Genomic DNA, 16309 nt, shown 5'->3' on the forward strand with positions numbered 1-16309 from the left:
AACAGCTCATCTGGCAACAGGAGGAATAAAAAGCTGATAATATAAGACTTTTAGCTATTGGACACCTCTTGTAATTTGTAAATATGCCAGCGCACATTGCTATAGTAATAATTAAAAATATATTTTTTCCTATTTTAAAGAATGGTAGCTATTAACTGCCGAGATGTAATATTCCAAGATATTCAAGCAATAATTTTTGATAAAGATGGCACTTTGGAAAACTCCCAAGAGTTTCTCAGAAATTTAGGACAAAAGCTAGCTCGCCTCATCGACGCTAAAATTCCAGGAATTGGAGAACCATTACTAATGTCTTTCGGGATTGATGGACAAAATCTTAACCCGACAGGATTAATGGCAGTTGGAAGTAGGCGAGAAAATGAAATTGCAGCAGCAGCTTATATTGCTGAAACAGGTCGAGGATGGTTAGAGTCACTAGCTATTGCCAAAGAGACTTTTGAGGAAGCTGAAAAAATCTTGCCACAATCTGAACCTTCTCCTATATTTATAGGAAGTCTGGAAGTGCTAAAGTATCTCTGGGAAAAGGGTATAAAACTGGGCATATTATCTGCAGCTTCCACAAAAGCAGTACAAAATTTTGTCAAATACTATCAACTCAAAGATTATATCCAACTAGAAATGGGGGTTGATGATGGTCCAAGTAAACCAGATCCAGAACTATTCTTACAAGCTTGCCAAAAATTGGGAGTTACACCAGATAAAGTATTAATGGTGGGAGATTCTCCCATGGATATAGAAATGGCTAAAAAAGCAGGAGCAGCAGGTTGTATCGGAATTTGTTGGGGCAAGTCAGAAGTTAACTATTTACAGGGAGCAGATGTAGCGATCGCCCATTTAGAAGAAATCAAAGTATTGTAAATAGAAATTAAGTAAGTCGGTGAAAAAAAACCAAAGTATGTAAAGAAATTTTAAGCAGTTTGATTTGAGTAAAATTTAAAACGTTCCGTACTGTAGTTTCCCTTTTCTCCCCTAGCTTGAATACCGTCAATTACTGCATAAGCAAGATCTAACTTGTCATCAAACATTTGACCTGATAGATAATTCATCTTTCTTGAGATGCTTCCACTCCAGCTCAATTGGGTTCATTTCTGAGCAATACTTAGGTAAAAAGAATATATACAAGTCGCGACATTTACTTGGCTACGAGATTAATTAGGGTTTGCTGAAATTATATGAAAGCATTGACTGATATTGCTAAAAGCAATTTTTAGTCCCCAAATTGTAGCAGCTTTGAGGTCAAAAAGGCGCAAAAAGTTAGCAGAAAAAGTTGAGTAGGACAGAAAAATTAAGAGATAATTGTTACTTCTACCTCCTCTATAACTCCCATTCCTCCTGACTCTTAACTACTCCCTACTCCCTACTCCCTACTCCCTACTCCCATCTTCACAAAAAGACTTTTGAGCGCAAACCCTAATTAGGGTTTACCGACCGAATCTAAAAGCACTGATATATATAAAGTTTTAGCCTTTTTGGAGCGAAAAAAAGTGCCAAGTTTTCAGCTTGAGTGACCAAAAAGTTAGGACTTTGGGCAGACAAGCACAGAAAGATACAGGTAAAATGATTCTTCCTACTTTATCTTTCTCCCTACCCTCCGCAAATTTCCCACACTCTGCTTTTTTCGGCAAACCCTAATTATTTGTGTATTTGCATAACCAACCGCCTGTTATAGTAGAAAACAACTTTTAGCTTAGAGACTGTAAAAAGTAATCTAGAATTTTCTGCTTCTGGCCAAAAAAATGTATTGACAAGTAAAAATAATCTCAGGTGAGGCCGTTTAAAATCATCCGACTTCACAGATAGTAGAAAGTAGTTATTTTTTACAACCTTAACTCCCTAAGCTGAAGTTGATTGAACGGCTAATCCCTGGAAAAATATTAGGAGGAACTACTATTGTCTAGTCGTTACTTATTCACTTCTGAGTCTGTTACTGAAGGACATCCAGATAAAATTTGCGACCAAATTTCTGATACTATTATAGATGCTCTACTGACCCAAGACCCTCAGAGTCGTGTAGCTGCTGAAGTAGTAGTTAACACCGGGTTAGTCCTAATTACTGGTGAAATTACCACTAAGGCCCAAGTAAATTACATAGAATTAGCTAGAAAAAAAATTGCTGATATTGGCTATGTTTATGCAGAAAATGGTTTTTCTGCAGATAGTTGCTCAGTATTAGTGGCTTTAGATGAGCAATCTGCAGACATTGCTCAAGGGGTAGACAAGGCCCAAGAAACTCGCGAGCAGTTAAGTGACGAAGAACTTGATGCAGTGGGTGCAGGAGACCAAGGATTGATGTTTGGTTTCGCCTGTAATGAAACTCCTGAATTAATGCCTTTACCTATCAGTTTGGCGCACCGCGTTTGTCGTCAACTAGCGGCAGTTAGAAAAACTGGTCAACTTTCTTATTTACGGCCAGATGGCAAAAGCCAAGTTACTATTGCTTACGAAGATGGTCGTCCTGTTGGTATTGATACAATTTTAATTTCTACCCAACACGCCGCTACAATTGGGGAAATTACAGAATTATCAGAAATTCAAGCAAAGATTAAAGAAGACCTCTGGAAGTATGTTGTGGAACCTATATTTGCAGATATAGAGATTAAGCCAGATGCACAAACTCGTTTCCTTGTCAACCCCACTGGTAAATTTGTGATTGGCGGTCCACAGGGAGATTGTGGTCTTACAGGACGTAAAATTATAATTGATACTTATGGTGGCTATTCCCGTCATGGTGGAGGAGCTTTTTCTGGTAAAGATCCTACAAAAGTAGATCGTTCCGCAGCTTATGCTTGTCGCTACATAGCAAAAAATATTGTCGCAGCAGGTCTAGCAGAAAAATGTGAAGTTCAAATTAGTTATGCTATTGGAGTAGCAAGACCGGTGAGCATGATGATTGAAACTTTTGGTACTTCTAAAGTAGATGAAGATAAGTTACTAGAGGTAGTTAAAGAAAACTTTGAACTTCGTCCAGCAGGAATTATTCAAACTTTTAACCTCCGAAACTTACCTGCGGAAAGAGGAGGCCGTTGTTACCAAGATGTGGCTGCTTATGGTCACTTAGGGCGTAACGACTTAGATTTACCTTGGGAGCAAATAGATAAGGTAGAGTTACTGAAGGAAGCATTTAGTCCACAGTTAGCCTCTATAGTATAATAAGTGTCTATAGAGTTTGAACTATAAATAATATCTGATTTTGAGCAACCAAGAGAACTTTCTTTTGGTTGCTATTTTATAGTAATTAGGGTTTGCTGAATAAAGTCTGTTGGTAGGGGTAGGAGACAGGAGACAGGAGACAGGAGACAGGAGAAATGGGTATGGGAGCGAGGAGGCAGTAGGAAGAATTATCCCTTGATTTTTCTGCCATAATCATCCCAAAATACTAGCTTTATGCAGCTCTTTAGACCGAAAAACTTGCACTTTTTAAAGGCAAAAAAAGGCTGAAATCAATATCAGTCAATGCTTTTAGATTTAATCAGCAAGCCCTAATTAAATCATTTCCGTAGGAGTCAGGAGTGAGAAGGAAATAAGAGACCAGAGTAGAAGAAAGTTTTTTATTACTTATTACACGGATATCATATTAGTATTCAGTTATTAGCGGTCTGCTTTTTTTATTTTTATTTATTTTGCCTTATTTTTAAGTATAGCTACTTTACCGCTCAACTAAACTTACTCAAACTTAATCAAAAGCCTGAAAGCTTAGTTGTTCTTAGTGGTTCGACCACCACAGGGTTAAACGGCAAACCCTTTATTCCTTGGTCCAAGACATCAGGAATTACTTTTTTAATAATGTTCAACGACCTATTTACATCTGCATTTAATAATTTATTTTCCCTGGTTTTATACAACCCTATTGTTACTCTTTTTCCACTAAATTTCGGTTTTCCTAAAAATTTATTTGGCTGTTTTTGTCACTCTCTTAAAGCTGCAAAATAACTATTCCAAGCTGAGTCTAATCTCCTGATTATTTGCTTGCTAACTTTAGTTGGTAAAGCTTGATAATCATCAGTATTAGATACTAGATGATACAGTTGATTAAAGCTTAGTTTCTTTTGATAAGAAAAGAAATGTTGGCGATAATAATAATTGGCTAAATTGAACAGATTTTTTGACAAAAAAGCCTTGTTGTGACAAGCTAACCACAAATTATGTGATTTGGTAATAACATGACGTTCAACTAGCTTCATGCCTTAATTGTAGGTGATAACGACTCAATGGATAAACAACTGATAAAATTTACTCATTTTAGTTTTATAGCTATAATTATGAGTAAGTTTGATAAATTTTAGATAAGTTTTTGCTTTCTGTCTTTACCACCATTGAATCAAAAAGATTATATCATTTTTACCGAAAAATTCCGGTCTAAAGCCTCCCCTTTTTAGGTATCCCTTATAAGGAACTCCTGAAAACCTTGTGTGGAGTAGGGGAGTAGGGGAGTAGGGAGCAGGGGAGAAGAGATAAAGAATCAATTTAGATCGGAAAAACTACTTAAGTTATCAAGAAAAATCTACTTTTTAATACACTTTTTCTCTGGTAAAAATCTTTGAAAGGCTAGCACATAACTTGTATATTTTGTCAAGTTTTATACTAAGAAAGATGTTTATAAAGCATAGCCTTTTTAGGGGATAAAAAGCGGTCGATCTTCGCAGCTTCCTGTAGGGTGAGATGGCGGTTAGCGTTTGCGGTAGCATTCCGGAACGGAAAGCTTTGCGGTAGCAAACACCATATCTGATCGACCAAGAGAAAAGAGCGTATTTCTTATGTCAAGTCTCCTTATTGCAGAAATACTTTTAAGGCAGTTGACAGGAGGCTAACTGATAACTGAAATGACCTATCCTTGACACTTTTTGTATCTATAATGTAATATAAAAGTAGTATATAATTTAAATTTGACTTTTGTATTTGATTTTCTAGACAGTATAAGTTATCTTAGTTTGCTCAGTTGAATAAGTAAAAATAAATATATTAATTTTGAAAAAATAACGAATTATCAGAATAATAATATGAATAATTATCCTATAGAAAAAATCAGCAAGTATCTGAGCTGGGTTTTGAGACATCGCCCGGATAAAATAGGTATAAAACTTGATGCTAATGGTTGGGTTGCCATTGAAGAACTGTTGAAAGCATCTCAAAATTATAACTTTCCGATAACTCAGATAGAATTAAATGAGGTTGTAGAAAAAAATGATAAAAAACGCTTTTCTTTAGACTCTACTCAGACTTTAATTCGTGCTAATCAAGGACACAGTTTAACAGTTGATTTACAGCTAAAAGCAATCAAACCTCCAGATATACTTTATCATGGCACAGGAAATCATTTAATTGACTTGATTAAACAGACTGGTTTACAAAAAATGTCGAGACATCATGTTCATTTATCAAAAGATATTAATACTGCTATAAATGTCGGGAAAAGAAAAGGAAAACCAGCAGTATTTGCTGTAGATGCAAGTGCCATGTACAAAGATGATTATAAATTTTACTTTTCTGCAAATCATGTCTGGTTAGTTGATGAAGTCCCCTCACAGTATTTACAAATAATGAGAAAATAATCAAAGTAATTAATCAAGTATCAAATTAATTATGAAAGTTGAATACTGAATGATATAAAAACTATTTATAAAAGGAATTTATTTATCTTTTCTTTTGCGGGTTTAATACCCCCACATCTCACCCGCGGTACTCAAAATTGTTTGGGGGAGCTAATCCATAAGCAATTTTTCCTCCTGACTCCTGACTCCTGACTCCTGACTCCTTATTCAAGTAGATTTTTGACAAAATATGGGAACAGAATATTTCGACAGTAAAGAAAATTCTCAACAAAATAATCCTCAAAATAAAGGTTTATTAGGAGCTGGTTGGCGACCACTTAACCGAGACTTTGATTGGGAATATTTATGGCACTTATTATCTAAAGATCCTTGGGAACTCAGTCAAAAAACTCTTGATATAGCTAGCGATATTGCTGATGCTTTGGGTCGTCATCAATTTGCTTGGTGGGCGAATATATTAAATGTTTTTTCGGAAAATACACGATATGAATTTGATGAATTTTGGGACTATATAACTCCTCAACCTCCAGCTCCAGATTATCGTTATCAAGATGTATTGAGTGTAGAAACACCTGTGATACGCACTATTACTAGAGACACTATTGCTATTGAGTATGTTCTCAATAGACTACAGGAAATTACTATTTTTAAAATACTTGATTTATTGGGTAAACCTGACATAATTACCCAGTCATTCATGGAAAGAAATTTTTACTATCCGATAGAAAGATTTATCAGTTGGCAAAGTCTAGAAACTTTAGGAACAGTATATGCTTATTGGTCAAAATATTCCTGTTGGTTACAAATAGAATCTTATGATAAAGGTAGACGTTACTACAGTTTAATTGCTAAAGATATAGCACCACTTGTAAGAAAATCAACCTATAATATGGCAGTGATGGTAAGTGGTTATCAATGTCGTATAGGACAGGTTCAAAGTCAATTTCCGATCGATACATTTCCTCAAAATATTCAAAATTTTACTGACACGGTACAACAAGCAATTCTAGAACAAAATCAATTAGCTGTATTAGTAAGTGGAAAACCAGGAACAGGTAAAACAGCTTGGACTCAAGCATTAGCAAAAGAAGTTCTAGTTCCTTTAGGATATGTAATTTTTATATTAGATCATGATGCAGTAGAAAATTTTGTACCACCAGCATATCTAGAACAAATTTGTATTATTATCAATGAGGCAGATAATTTAGCTCAGGACCGCTCGCTTCAAGCTGCACAAACTAATAATAAAACAGAACATATTCTCAGTTTGCTAGATGGTACTTTATATCAAAGTGTCGTAGATGAATCAGGGATTTATCTGAAACAGAAATTAGTTGTTTTAATGACCTGTAATACTAAAGAAAGGCTAGATCCAGCTATTTTACGCAAAGGTAGAGTAGATTTAATGTATGAATTTACTTACTGCTTTGTGTAAATTTGCGTAAAATGTAGTTTGGTTTATAAAGTTTTGATGTAGACTTTAGTTTCTACACAAAAGGTTGCTAAAATATCTTAAAGAGGAGAATTATAATTCTAAGTGGAAAATATACTTAGAATTGAGTTTATAAATGTTTACAGGTAAAGTAATCATAAAAATTGGATAATAAAAAATATAGGATTTTTTTTATTGGCTTATTGGCAAGAATTAATAATATATGAAAAAGTCCATTTCAATATTTATTGTTCAGTATAAAAATTTCAAACCTGTATTTGATTAAGTTACAAATAACTATGTATTAGTGGGAAATTACCAAAAACAATAAATGTAGCTTAAATTATATTCAACCATCTATACACTTAATATTCAGGTAATTGATGTGGCCTATTTGTGAATTTTAGATTGAATCAACTTTTTTTGTAAGCATTTCCTGCAGAATGCTGACGGCTGAATGCTTACCTTTTTTTTGACAATTTCCTGAAGTAAAAAAAAATATACAGAAAATAGGAAATAATTCTGATAGTAAATCTATTTTGAGAGTTATTTTTGCTTTTTTATTTAGTAGTTATTATATTTTTGATTTACTTATTTCATATTCATAACTTTTGAATTTATGAAGAAGTCTGATAAATATTTTTCTGATTCTTCTATTTAAAAAAAATCATAGTTAACTTCTCCAACTGAGATATTCTTAATATAAAAATTAACTATTAATTAAGATTTGACAACTTGCATTTATAGACAAGTTAGTCTTAAAAAGATGATAGTAGAGGTGGTGAAACCAATCATATTCAACACCCCCTAATTTATCAAACTGAGATTATGTACAATCTGACAGTACAAACAGCAAATCAGACTAGGGAAGAAACTTCAAAAATGAAACAAAGGCCAACAAAAGCAACTAAAGCAACTAATGATGGTCATTCAACCCTTCCCCAGAGTCATCAATATCCAGAGATACATGGAAGTCACCATCAATTATGCCAATTCATCAAACACATACCTGTTGCTATAGCAATGCTAGACAAAGAAATGTGTTACCTGGCCACTTCTGGGATGTGGTTACAATATTGGCAACTTGAATCTGATAAAATTATTGGTAATCAACATTCTCAGCTATTCCCTAATCTCCCAGATTCTTGGCATCAACAAGCTAAAAAATGTCTACTGGGTATCATTGACCAATTTGATTTAGAACATCTAACTACCGTTCCTGCTTCTAATGGATTGATACAATGGGTAAAATGGAATGTCAAATCTTGGCATACAGATGAAGGTATTATTGGTGGTCTGATTATATCTACAGAGAAAATAACACCAGACAAACAACTTCAACAACAACTAGAATTAACTCAGTTAGCAACAGATAATGCTGGTGATGCTATTTTCTGGATAACAATTGCTGGAAAAATATGTTATACAAATAAACAAGGCTGTAATTTTCTTGGCTACTCCGAATCTGAACTACTTGAACTAAGAATTCATGATATAGACCTAAAATTATCAGTAGAAGTTTGGCAAACTCATTGGCGAGAAGTTAAAAATCAAAATTATTTGAGATTTGAGTCTAATTTTCTCACAAAAAAAGGCAATATTTTACCTGTAGAAGTTAATGTTAATTATTTAGAATTTCAGGGTAATGAATATCAATTTGCTTTTGTACGTAACATTTCTCAGCAAAATAAAATTAATCTACATTTACGAGAAGCTAAGGAACAATTGCAAGCGGTTTTAAATGCTGTACCAGGATTAGTTTCATGGGTAGATGCAGATTTACGATATATAGGAGTTAATCAACATTTAGCTAATGCCTATAATTTACCCATCAAAACTTTTATTAATCAAGAAGTAGGATTTTTGCAAACTAGCCCAGAATTTAATGATTTTGTTTATGAATTTTTTGCTAAACCAGATTGGAATTATGCCAAAGAAGTAAAAACCAATGTTAGAGGAAATACTAGAACTTATCTAATAGTTGCTCAAAAATATTATCGCGATGAAGTATCGTTACCATCAGCAGTTTTTGTCGGTTTAGATATTACAGAACGTTTGGAAATGGAGGCTTCACTACGCAATAGTCAGGAAAAATTCCGGCAACAAGCTTATCAATTAGAGCAAACTTTGCAGAAACTAAACTCGACAACTACTCAGTTAATTCAAAGGCAAAAAATGTCTTTCTTAGGACAGCTTATTACAGGTATTGTCCATGAAGTGAATAATCCTATTAATTTTATTTCTGGCAATATTGTTCATGCGATAAATGATGTTAAAGATTTGTTGTATTTAGTCAATATCTACCAACAAAATCTTCCTCGCCTTTTGCCAGAAATTGAGTCAGAAATTGAAGATATAGAACTAGATTTTATTCAAGAAGATTTGCCAAAATTATTAGACTCAATCATGGCCGGATCAGAAAGAATTGGAGATGTAGTCACCTCACTCAAACAGTTTTCTGCAGTAGAAGAAGAATCTATAAAAACAGTAGATATTCACAAAGGTTTAGAAAGTACACTTTTAATTTTACAGCATCAGTTTCAAGGCAAAGGAGGTTGTCCTGATATTAATTTGATTAAACAATATGGGAGTTTACCAAAAGTAGAATGTTATCCTGGACAGTTGAATCAAGTCTTGATGCACATTTTAACTAATGCTATTGATTCACTGGAGGAGAAACACAAAGATTTAGTAGCAAAAAATATCAGTCATCAACCATTTGAGCCACAAATTTTAATTAGTACAAAAGCAAAAGATTATTCTGTAGAGATTGCTATTTATGATAATGGCCATGGCATGACTAAAGAAATATCTAATCGTATATTTGAACCTCTATTTACTACTAAACATACGGAAAAAAATATAGGTTTAGGTTTGTCAATCTCTCAAGAATTAATTGTTGAAAAACATCATGGAAAATTGTACTGTAATTCTCGATTTAGAGAAGGTACGGAATTTATAATTGAGATTCCTATTAAGTTCGGTCATTCAAGTTAGAAAGGAAAACAAAAGTATTTTATTTAATCAGGTTAAATATTCATTGACAAATCCAGCAGTGGAACCTCCTGCTTCGAGGTTATTAATTGCTGTGATAATTTTCTCTTTTTCGTTGCCTTTTGTAGGTGGTAAAACTACTCCTGCTGCTCCAGCATAAACAACTATTGAAACAGTATCTTTCTCTGTTAGTTCACCTACCAACAATTGAAAATATGATTTGATTAAGGGTAGTTTATTGGCAGTATTCATAGAACCATAAACGTCTAACAAAAAGACCAAGTTATATCATGTCCGATAGCATCGGTATTGTATAGCAAGGGTAGGGAACACTTAACTGGGAACAGGGAACAGTTTATGCTTCCTTTTATGGATATATTGGTAAATCCCTTTGGCGGAACATTGCCACAGCGGACACTCAGGCACAGATTACTTTTAACTTTTAACTTTTGACTTTTAACTTTCAAAAATTATTCTTCCTCAAGTTTAGAAGATTTAGCAACAGAAGTAGGAAAAAGTAGAGATGTTGCTGCTTTTTTAGCAATTGTTTCTGAGATGGAAATTTGCTTGAGAATAACCAAACCTTCTTTAATAAACATATCCCTTAAAGCTGCCTTTTCTCCACTATTAAAAGGAGTCTCATAAAACACTTCTTTAATTCCAGCAGAAATAACTAATTTCAAACAATAAATACAAGGTTCTAGAGTGACATAAATAACTGAACCATTCGTAGAAATGCCATGTTTTGCAGCTTGAGCAATAGCATTAGCTTCTGCATGAACAGCACGAGATGGTAAAACTTTACTAGCATCACAACTACTTAATTCAGGATAACAAAAACCTTGACTTGTACAATGTGAAGAACCAGAAGGAGGACCATTATAACCAGTTGCCAAAACTTGTCTATCTTTAACTATTACCGCCCCCACTGGAAAAGCTAAACAAGTTGAGCGAGTAGCAGCTAATTTAGCAATCATTAAAAAATATTCATCCCAGGTCGGTCTTTGATATAATTCTTCTGTCATATTCCTGTTGAACCAAATCCACTAATATCTCTTTCAGTTGTACTTAATCGATCGACTTCTTCTACCTTAACAGATAAGACTGATGCTATAACCATTTGAGCTATTTTCATTCCTTTAGTTACTTTAAAGGAATTTTTACCATGATTTATCAGAATTATTCCTATTTCTCCTCGGTAAGTTTCATCGATAGTTCCGGGAGTATTTAAAACAGTAATTTGATGTTTTAAAGCTAATCCACTTCGCGGGCGAATTTGTGCTTCTGTTCCTGATGGTAATTCTATAGAAATACCTGTATGAATTAATGTGCTTTCTCCAGGATTAATAGTTAATTCATCAATAGAAAATAAATCTAATCCGGCATCTCCTTTATGAGCGTAAAAGGGAATAATTGCTGATTCATCTAACTTTTTAAATTTCAGTTTTATCATTTTTAATTAACCTGATTTAATTTTGAATTTTGACTTTACTTTCTTTAATTCTTACTTTGGAATTTTGAATTTTGACTTTAAAGAGAATAATTGCCTATTCATCTAACTTTTTAAATTTCAGTTTTATCATTTTTAATTGACCTGATTTAATTTTGAATTTTGACTTTACTTTCTTTAATTCTTACTTTGGAATTTTGAATTTTGACTTTAAAGAGAATAATTGCCGATTTATCTAACTTTTTAACTTTCAGTTTAATAATAGGAAATAGAGAGCTTTGTTAATATATGATACCTTGATTTATACCTGTATGGAGACCTCTCTGCCAACTCCCCTCTAGCTCACAGGAGAGTCTTTCTCCCGCTTCCTTCTTCCTCCCTTTCAAAGCGAGATGGAAGGGGGTTGGGAGGGTTAGGTTTTTTAATTCATATTTTCAACCTTGACACGCCAGTAATAGATTGTTTCATCTAAAATGCTGCATTACTTTAAAAAGATTTTGCAGGAGATGTATTTTTGACAAAAAAGATGATTTATGACCTAAAAAATCATATCAAAGCTACTCCCGAATCACTCCTGAATTATTAATTCAGACTTCTAAAAAATTCCGTAGTCATTCATAACAAAGACTTATAAAGTAAGTATAAGATATTTTGTATAATTCTTAAATAAAAAATAGTCAAATATATTATAATGAAACATAATTTTTTCCTGATAATTAATTAATTAATTCCTATGCGTTAAAAAGTTATAATTTTTTGACAAAATGATAGATTATTACTATAAAAATCCTAAATAGGTTGCGACAAATCAAGGTGACAATTGGGACATTGATTTATGATAAATCTTGATACCCATACTTGGATTTTGTGGTTGAGAGAGCGATCGCTTTCAACTATCACTATCCAAGACTCAACGACAAATCCAACCAAATTTAATTTAAAAATATGTCAAAAACAGTTTATAAAGTCCAAAATTACTCTCACAACAAAGATGTCGATCAATTGTATGCAACAAAGCCGCAAATAACTGCAAAGTTTCCGTTTATGATGAATGGTCTCCATTAGAAGAAATTATTGTCGGAGTGGTAGAAAATGCAAGACTTCCTCAAATTGACCCCAGTGTGCGCGGGGTAGATTTTCCTGAATTAGCTGACGAAGATATCCCAACTGGGCAATTTAGCGATCGCGTCCTAGAAGAAACTCAAGAAGACCTTGCTATTTTGGTTGCCACGTTGCAAGAATTAAACGTGAAAGTTCGTCGTCCAGAAATTACCAACCATTCAATCTCTTTTTCTACCCCTAATTGCTCTACTTGCGGACATTTTAATTATTGTCCTCGCGATCTGTTTCTTGCCATAGGTAATCAAATTATCGAAGCTCCCTCCCCTTCTCGTTCTCGTTATTTTGAAATGGATGCTTATAAAAAAGTATTTTTAGAGTATTTCCATTCCGGTAAAAGCATTGCTGAGTGATGAAAAATTAGCAATTGAAAGGCATCCAGTAATGGAACGTTGGGAAACGCCTTATATGAAAGCTTTTGCTGCGTTAGTAACTCGAAATGGGGGTAACATATTAGAATGTGGTTTTGGCTGAGGAATATCGGCTCATGCTATTCAATCTTATTCTCCAAAAGAACATACAATTATAGAACAGCCTATTAATTGAGCGATCGCTTCTTAACCAGAGGCGATCGCTCTCCTCTTCATTTGAATTTCTATTGAATTCTTACTTTTGACTTTTGACTTTCTATGGTGCTAACTTACCTTTACCAAGTCTATTTTTTTCATACCATTCTGCTATATTCGGCACCCAATATTGAACATGAGGCCACATTAACTCACAAAGTTTTTGAATTTCTAATTGAGCATTCTTTTTCCAACGTAAATCCAAAAAATGTAGCAAACTACGACAATTAAAACTAACAACAAAATGCTGACGATAATCAAAAGGAATTTTTCCTCTTGCGTGTTCTTCAGACATTCCAAATTCCATATCAAGTTTGTATTTCTTAGCTGCCTCCAAACACCAATGTAAATCTTGTTCTCGTTGTTCAGCAGAATAATAATATTTTTTACCTTGACGGTCAGAATATTCCCCTACTGGACGTAAATAAAAAGCAGTTTCTATATCCGTTTTTCCCTCTGCAACTGCAATAACTTTTCCCGAACAAAATCGATAACTTTGTACATCGAAAGTAACTCCCACACGATGAGTTCTTGCTTGCTGCATAACACTATGAGGAAAAAAACCACAATTAAAAGTAATTTGAGGATGTTAAACTAAACAAGCTTATTTCCGGATTACTCCTTTATAAAGCCTGTTCGTCTTCAGAACCGGACGTGAGACTTTCACCTCATCACGGCTCCTCTCTTAAACGTCCCTTGTCATGGGTACATCCTTAAAATTCCACTTAAGATCTAATGAGTCCTAATGGTTCACTGCTTTTAAATCCTCGGCAGTTTTAACGTCGTGGCAATATCGGTACAACAGTTGTTTGTTTTTATAGGTGTTATCACCGCCTTCAGACCTGGGAACGATGTGGTCAACTTCGATTAAATCCATTGGTCTAAAGTGTAATCCACAAAATGCGCATTTACCTTTTTGTCGCTTAAGTAGCGTTGTAACTTCTTTTCTTACGCCAGGATGTTTGTCGATTCTGCTACTCCAATAAATCCAATCACCATCGTAGGGAGATTTATTACCTCTCACCTTGATGTGCCGTTCAATAGGTACGTCTGAGTGTTGGTTTAGTATAATCTTACCATTAGTAAAAACCCAATTTCTGGTTCCTTTTTGGTGAAAATACTTCTGTTTGACCCAGGTGGCTGACTTATTTGGATGTCTTCTACTTGCCCACCTCCATAGTCTTTTCCATAAGAGATTATCAAGTTTACTAAATGTCTCTTTGCTGACTACGGTTGAATAGTAGTTCGTCCATCCTCTGATTACCGGGTTTAGTTTACCTATAAGTGACTCTACTGGTGCATTTTTATGAGAGTCACATATATCTGCTAATTTCCGATAGTGAGTTCTTATACTCTTAGAGGATGGCTTAATCAGTGTTTTAAATCCTTGCTTGATTGACTTTACTTTCCATTGCCTGATTGTGAATCCTAAAAAGTCAAATCCGGGTTGATTCCTTTCATACTCTTTTAGGGTGTGGACAATTTTAGTCTTTTCTGGTTTTAGCTTTAATCCTTTTTGGTTTAACCATTCCTGTATCACGATTTTTGCTTGCCAGACTACTTCGATGTTCTCATGTAAGATGACGAAGTCATCCGCATAGCGTATTAGGATCAGACTCTTCATTTTGTCTCGCTGGCTTATTTGCCTACCGTTGTTACCTTTCATATCAAGGTTTTTTGCAAATGTCATGAGTCTTTCTTCCATACCGTGTAAGGCGATGTTTGCGCTTTTGGGGACTAATTACCCCTCCCTGTGGGGTTCCTTCCACAGTGTCTAGGAATTTATTGTTGTCAAACACTCCGGATTTTAACCATTGTTTGATTAGTCGTCTGTAGGGTGTTTGGCCAATTTTTCCTAGCAGTGCATCATGGTCAATTCGGTCAAAACACTTGGATATGTCAGCATCAAGGACATATTTGGGCTTTTTGTTGATGCTGGCATAGATGGCTGCAATAGCATCATGTGTTGACCGACCTGGCCTAAAACCATAGCTATTAGGTTCAAAGCGTGCTTCCCACTCTGGTTCCATACCTAACTTCACCAAGGCTTGTAACGCTCTGTCGTACATCGTCGGGATGCCTAATGGGCGTTTTTCATCTTTTCCTGGTTTTGGTATCCAGACTCTAAGGGTTGGACTTGCTTTGGGGTAGCGTGTGTTTAATAATTCGGCCAAGTTAAATCTCTGCATTGGAGGTAAGTTTTTAATCCCATCTACTCCAGCAGCTCTCTTTCCTTGGTTATCCTGTGTCACGCGCCTAACAGCTAGCAACCTTGCGTGGTAGCTTTTTAAAAGAAGTTTTTGGTATCTGTGCATCTTGCGGAATTCGCCACGACTAGATGCTCTGTAAATCAATTTTTGTAATTTGTATACAGATTTTTCTACCTTCTTCCAATCAATATCCTTCCATTTAAGGTTAGGATTGATTGAAACTTGTGAAAGCATATCCTCTGTATCCCATGCTACGCTTAAAAAGCGAGTGCGTAATTCTGAGGTCTCCTCAGAATGTAAGACGCACTCAAGAAAGGGCTTAGGATTCCCTAACTTTCTTTTTAGTGTCTGAGATTTATTCATTACTATTCATTGCCTTACATTACGTCTAACAGTGGGTACGTCTGCATTACTGCTTTTTACCCAATCCTACTCTCCCTAAGACCTACGTCCAAAATGCGCAGATTGACCTTGAATGGCTTCCTAAGATTTCGACCTATATGCTTAGGTGTCTTAGAGAGGTTTCCTCGTTCCCTTATTCCTTTTTACGGCTGATTTAGTGGGGCAAAATCTCCCGGAGGGTTTGGCATGGTTGTTGATCATAGCTAGAACATACTATTATCCATTAACCCTCTGACTTGTTGTCCTACATCCCATAGCTATCTTAGGGATGGATGGATGTTTCGAGAGTTTGATTACCTTCCTGTTCGTCCACTTGTCAGCCTCTGCTAGAAATCTCACTTGTTTGATAGTTAAAGCTTTGATCCCATTTAGGCCAGCTTCAGGGATTGATGTTCAGTCGCTACCCTGTGGCCTATGCTGTCAACCCAACAACAAGGCGGATGGAATTTCACCATCAAGGACATAAGAGTTATCCATTAGTCGAGGTTGTCCTCATGTATTGACTAAGGATGGCCATTTATATCTAGTTTTACTAGCTTATTGACCAACGAGTCGCACGCTCTATACAT

Annotated in this window: 14 protein-coding genes and 1 pseudogene; 7 read left to right on the forward strand and 8 right to left on the reverse strand. The window is 34.9% G+C overall.

The annotated features are described in order from the left end of the window. Positions 1 to 141: 141 nt before the first annotated feature. Positions 142 to 876, forward strand: a complete 735-nt coding sequence (locus F6K06_RS23560; protein ID WP_124147215.1) for an HAD family hydrolase — start codon at positions 142 to 144, stop codon at positions 874 to 876. Positions 877 to 926: 50 nt separating this feature from the next. Here F6K06_RS23560 and F6K06_RS23565 read toward each other — a convergent pair whose 3' ends face one another. Both F6K06_RS23565 and F6K06_RS34190 read right to left on the reverse strand, forming a co-directional pair. After that, positions 927 to 1064, reverse strand: coding sequence for a hypothetical protein (locus tag F6K06_RS23565; RefSeq protein WP_161564700.1), 138 nt, complete (start codon positions 1062 to 1064; stop codon positions 927 to 929). After that, positions 1036 to 1104: a hypothetical protein gene (locus tag F6K06_RS34190; RefSeq protein WP_338043253.1), complete on the reverse strand. Its 69-nt coding sequence runs from the start codon at positions 1102 to 1104 to the stop codon at positions 1036 to 1038. Before F6K06_RS34190 ends, F6K06_RS23565 begins: the two co-directional genes overlap by 29 nt. Before the next feature lie 804 nt (positions 1105 to 1908). On the opposite strand from F6K06_RS34190, the gene metK reads away from it, so the two are divergent. Beyond that, entirely contained in the window at positions 1909 to 3168 is a 1260-nt protein-coding gene (gene metK, locus F6K06_RS23570) for a methionine adenosyltransferase (protein WP_124147213.1), read from the forward strand. 755 nt (positions 3169 to 3923) lie between these two features. On the opposite strand, the gene F6K06_RS23575 is transcribed toward metK, so the two are convergent. Then, positions 3924 to 4199, reverse strand: coding sequence for a transposase (locus F6K06_RS23575; RefSeq protein WP_192901206.1), 276 nt, complete (start codon positions 4197 to 4199; stop codon positions 3924 to 3926). An 816-nt stretch (positions 4200 to 5015) separates the two neighbouring features. On the opposite strand from F6K06_RS23575, the gene F6K06_RS23580 reads away from it, so the two are divergent. From F6K06_RS23580 to F6K06_RS23590, 3 genes are all read left to right on the forward strand, one after another. Next, positions 5016 to 5567, forward strand: a complete 552-nt coding sequence (locus F6K06_RS23580) for an RNA 2'-phosphotransferase (protein ID WP_124147212.1) — start codon at positions 5016 to 5018, stop codon at positions 5565 to 5567. A gap of 229 nt (positions 5568 to 5796) precedes the next feature. Continuing rightward, positions 5797 to 7002 carry an AAA family ATPase gene (locus F6K06_RS23585; protein WP_124147211.1) on the forward strand — a complete coding sequence of 402 codons (1206 nt, stop codon included), beginning with the start codon at positions 5797 to 5799 and terminating at the stop codon, positions 7000 to 7002. An 825-nt stretch (positions 7003 to 7827) separates the two neighbouring features. Further along, positions 7828 to 9996, forward strand: coding sequence for a PAS domain S-box protein (locus tag F6K06_RS23590; RefSeq protein WP_240041652.1), 2169 nt, complete (start codon positions 7828 to 7830; stop codon positions 9994 to 9996). Between the two features lie 27 nt (positions 9997 to 10023). Here the strand turns inward: F6K06_RS23590 and F6K06_RS23595 are convergent, their stop codons facing one another. The 3 genes from F6K06_RS23595 to dut all read right to left on the reverse strand — a co-directional run bounded on the left by F6K06_RS23595 (position 10024) and on the right by dut (position 11443). Continuing rightward, complete coding sequence (locus F6K06_RS23595; RefSeq protein WP_353734882.1) at positions 10024 to 10275, reverse strand: VWA domain-containing protein; 252 nt, start codon at positions 10273 to 10275, stop codon at positions 10024 to 10026. A gap of 188 nt (positions 10276 to 10463) precedes the next feature. Beyond that, on the reverse strand, positions 10464 to 11018 hold the full coding sequence (locus tag F6K06_RS23600) for a dCMP deaminase family protein (protein ID WP_124147208.1): 555 nt from the start codon (positions 11016 to 11018) through the stop codon (positions 10464 to 10466). After that, entirely contained in the window at positions 11015 to 11443 is a 429-nt protein-coding gene (dut, locus tag F6K06_RS23605; RefSeq protein ID WP_192901209.1) for a dUTP diphosphatase, read from the reverse strand. Before dut ends, F6K06_RS23600 begins: the two co-directional genes overlap by 4 nt. Before the next feature lie 1082 nt (positions 11444 to 12525). Here dut and F6K06_RS23610 point away from each other — a divergent pair. Together F6K06_RS23610 and F6K06_RS23615 are read left to right on the forward strand one after the other, a co-directional pair. After that, a complete protein-coding gene (locus tag F6K06_RS23610) occupies positions 12526 to 12915 on the forward strand; it encodes a hypothetical protein (protein ID WP_124147206.1) in 390 nt (129 codons plus the stop codon). Beyond that, a complete protein-coding gene (locus tag F6K06_RS23615; protein WP_275670447.1) occupies positions 12905 to 13036 on the forward strand; it encodes a hypothetical protein in 132 nt (43 codons plus the stop codon). Before F6K06_RS23610 ends, F6K06_RS23615 begins: the two co-directional genes overlap by 11 nt. Before the next feature lie 153 nt (positions 13037 to 13189). On the opposite strand, the gene thyX is transcribed toward F6K06_RS23615, so the two are convergent. Together thyX and ltrA are read right to left on the reverse strand one after the other, a co-directional pair. Further along, complete coding sequence (thyX, locus tag F6K06_RS23620) at positions 13190 to 13708, reverse strand: FAD-dependent thymidylate synthase (protein ID WP_275670449.1); 519 nt, start codon at positions 13706 to 13708, stop codon at positions 13190 to 13192. A 162-nt stretch (positions 13709 to 13870) separates the two neighbouring features. Continuing rightward, positions 13871 to 15701, reverse strand: a pseudogene (gene ltrA / locus F6K06_RS34640) (group II intron reverse transcriptase/maturase). Between the last annotated feature and the right edge of the window lie 608 nt (positions 15702 to 16309).

Source organism: Okeania sp. SIO1H4 (assembly GCF_010672695.1).
Taxonomy (GTDB): Bacteria; Cyanobacteriota; Cyanobacteriia; order Cyanobacteriales; family Microcoleaceae; genus Okeania; species Okeania hirsuta.

What these genes read in the sequence shown, in the direction of transcription:
- F6K06_RS23560 (WP_124147215.1), top strand. Translation starts at nt 142, where the DNA reads ATGGTAGCTATTAACTGCCGAGATGTAATATTCCAAGATATTCAAGCA.
- F6K06_RS23565 (WP_161564700.1), bottom strand. Translation starts at nt 1,064, where the DNA reads ATGAATTATCTATCAGGTCAAATGTTTGATGACAAGTTAGATCTTGCT.
- F6K06_RS23575 (WP_192901206.1), bottom strand. Translation starts at nt 4,199, where the DNA reads ATGAAGCTAGTTGAACGTCATGTTATTACCAAATCACATAATTTGTGG.
- F6K06_RS23580 (WP_124147212.1), top strand. Translation starts at nt 5,016, where the DNA reads ATGAATAATTATCCTATAGAAAAAATCAGCAAGTATCTGAGCTGGGTT.
- F6K06_RS23585 (WP_124147211.1), top strand. Translation starts at nt 5,797, where the DNA reads ATGGGAACAGAATATTTCGACAGTAAAGAAAATTCTCAACAAAATAAT.
- F6K06_RS23590 (WP_240041652.1), top strand. Translation starts at nt 7,828, where the DNA reads ATGTACAATCTGACAGTACAAACAGCAAATCAGACTAGGGAAGAAACT.
- F6K06_RS23600 (WP_124147208.1), bottom strand. Translation starts at nt 11,018, where the DNA reads ATGACAGAAGAATTATATCAAAGACCGACCTGGGATGAATATTTTTTA.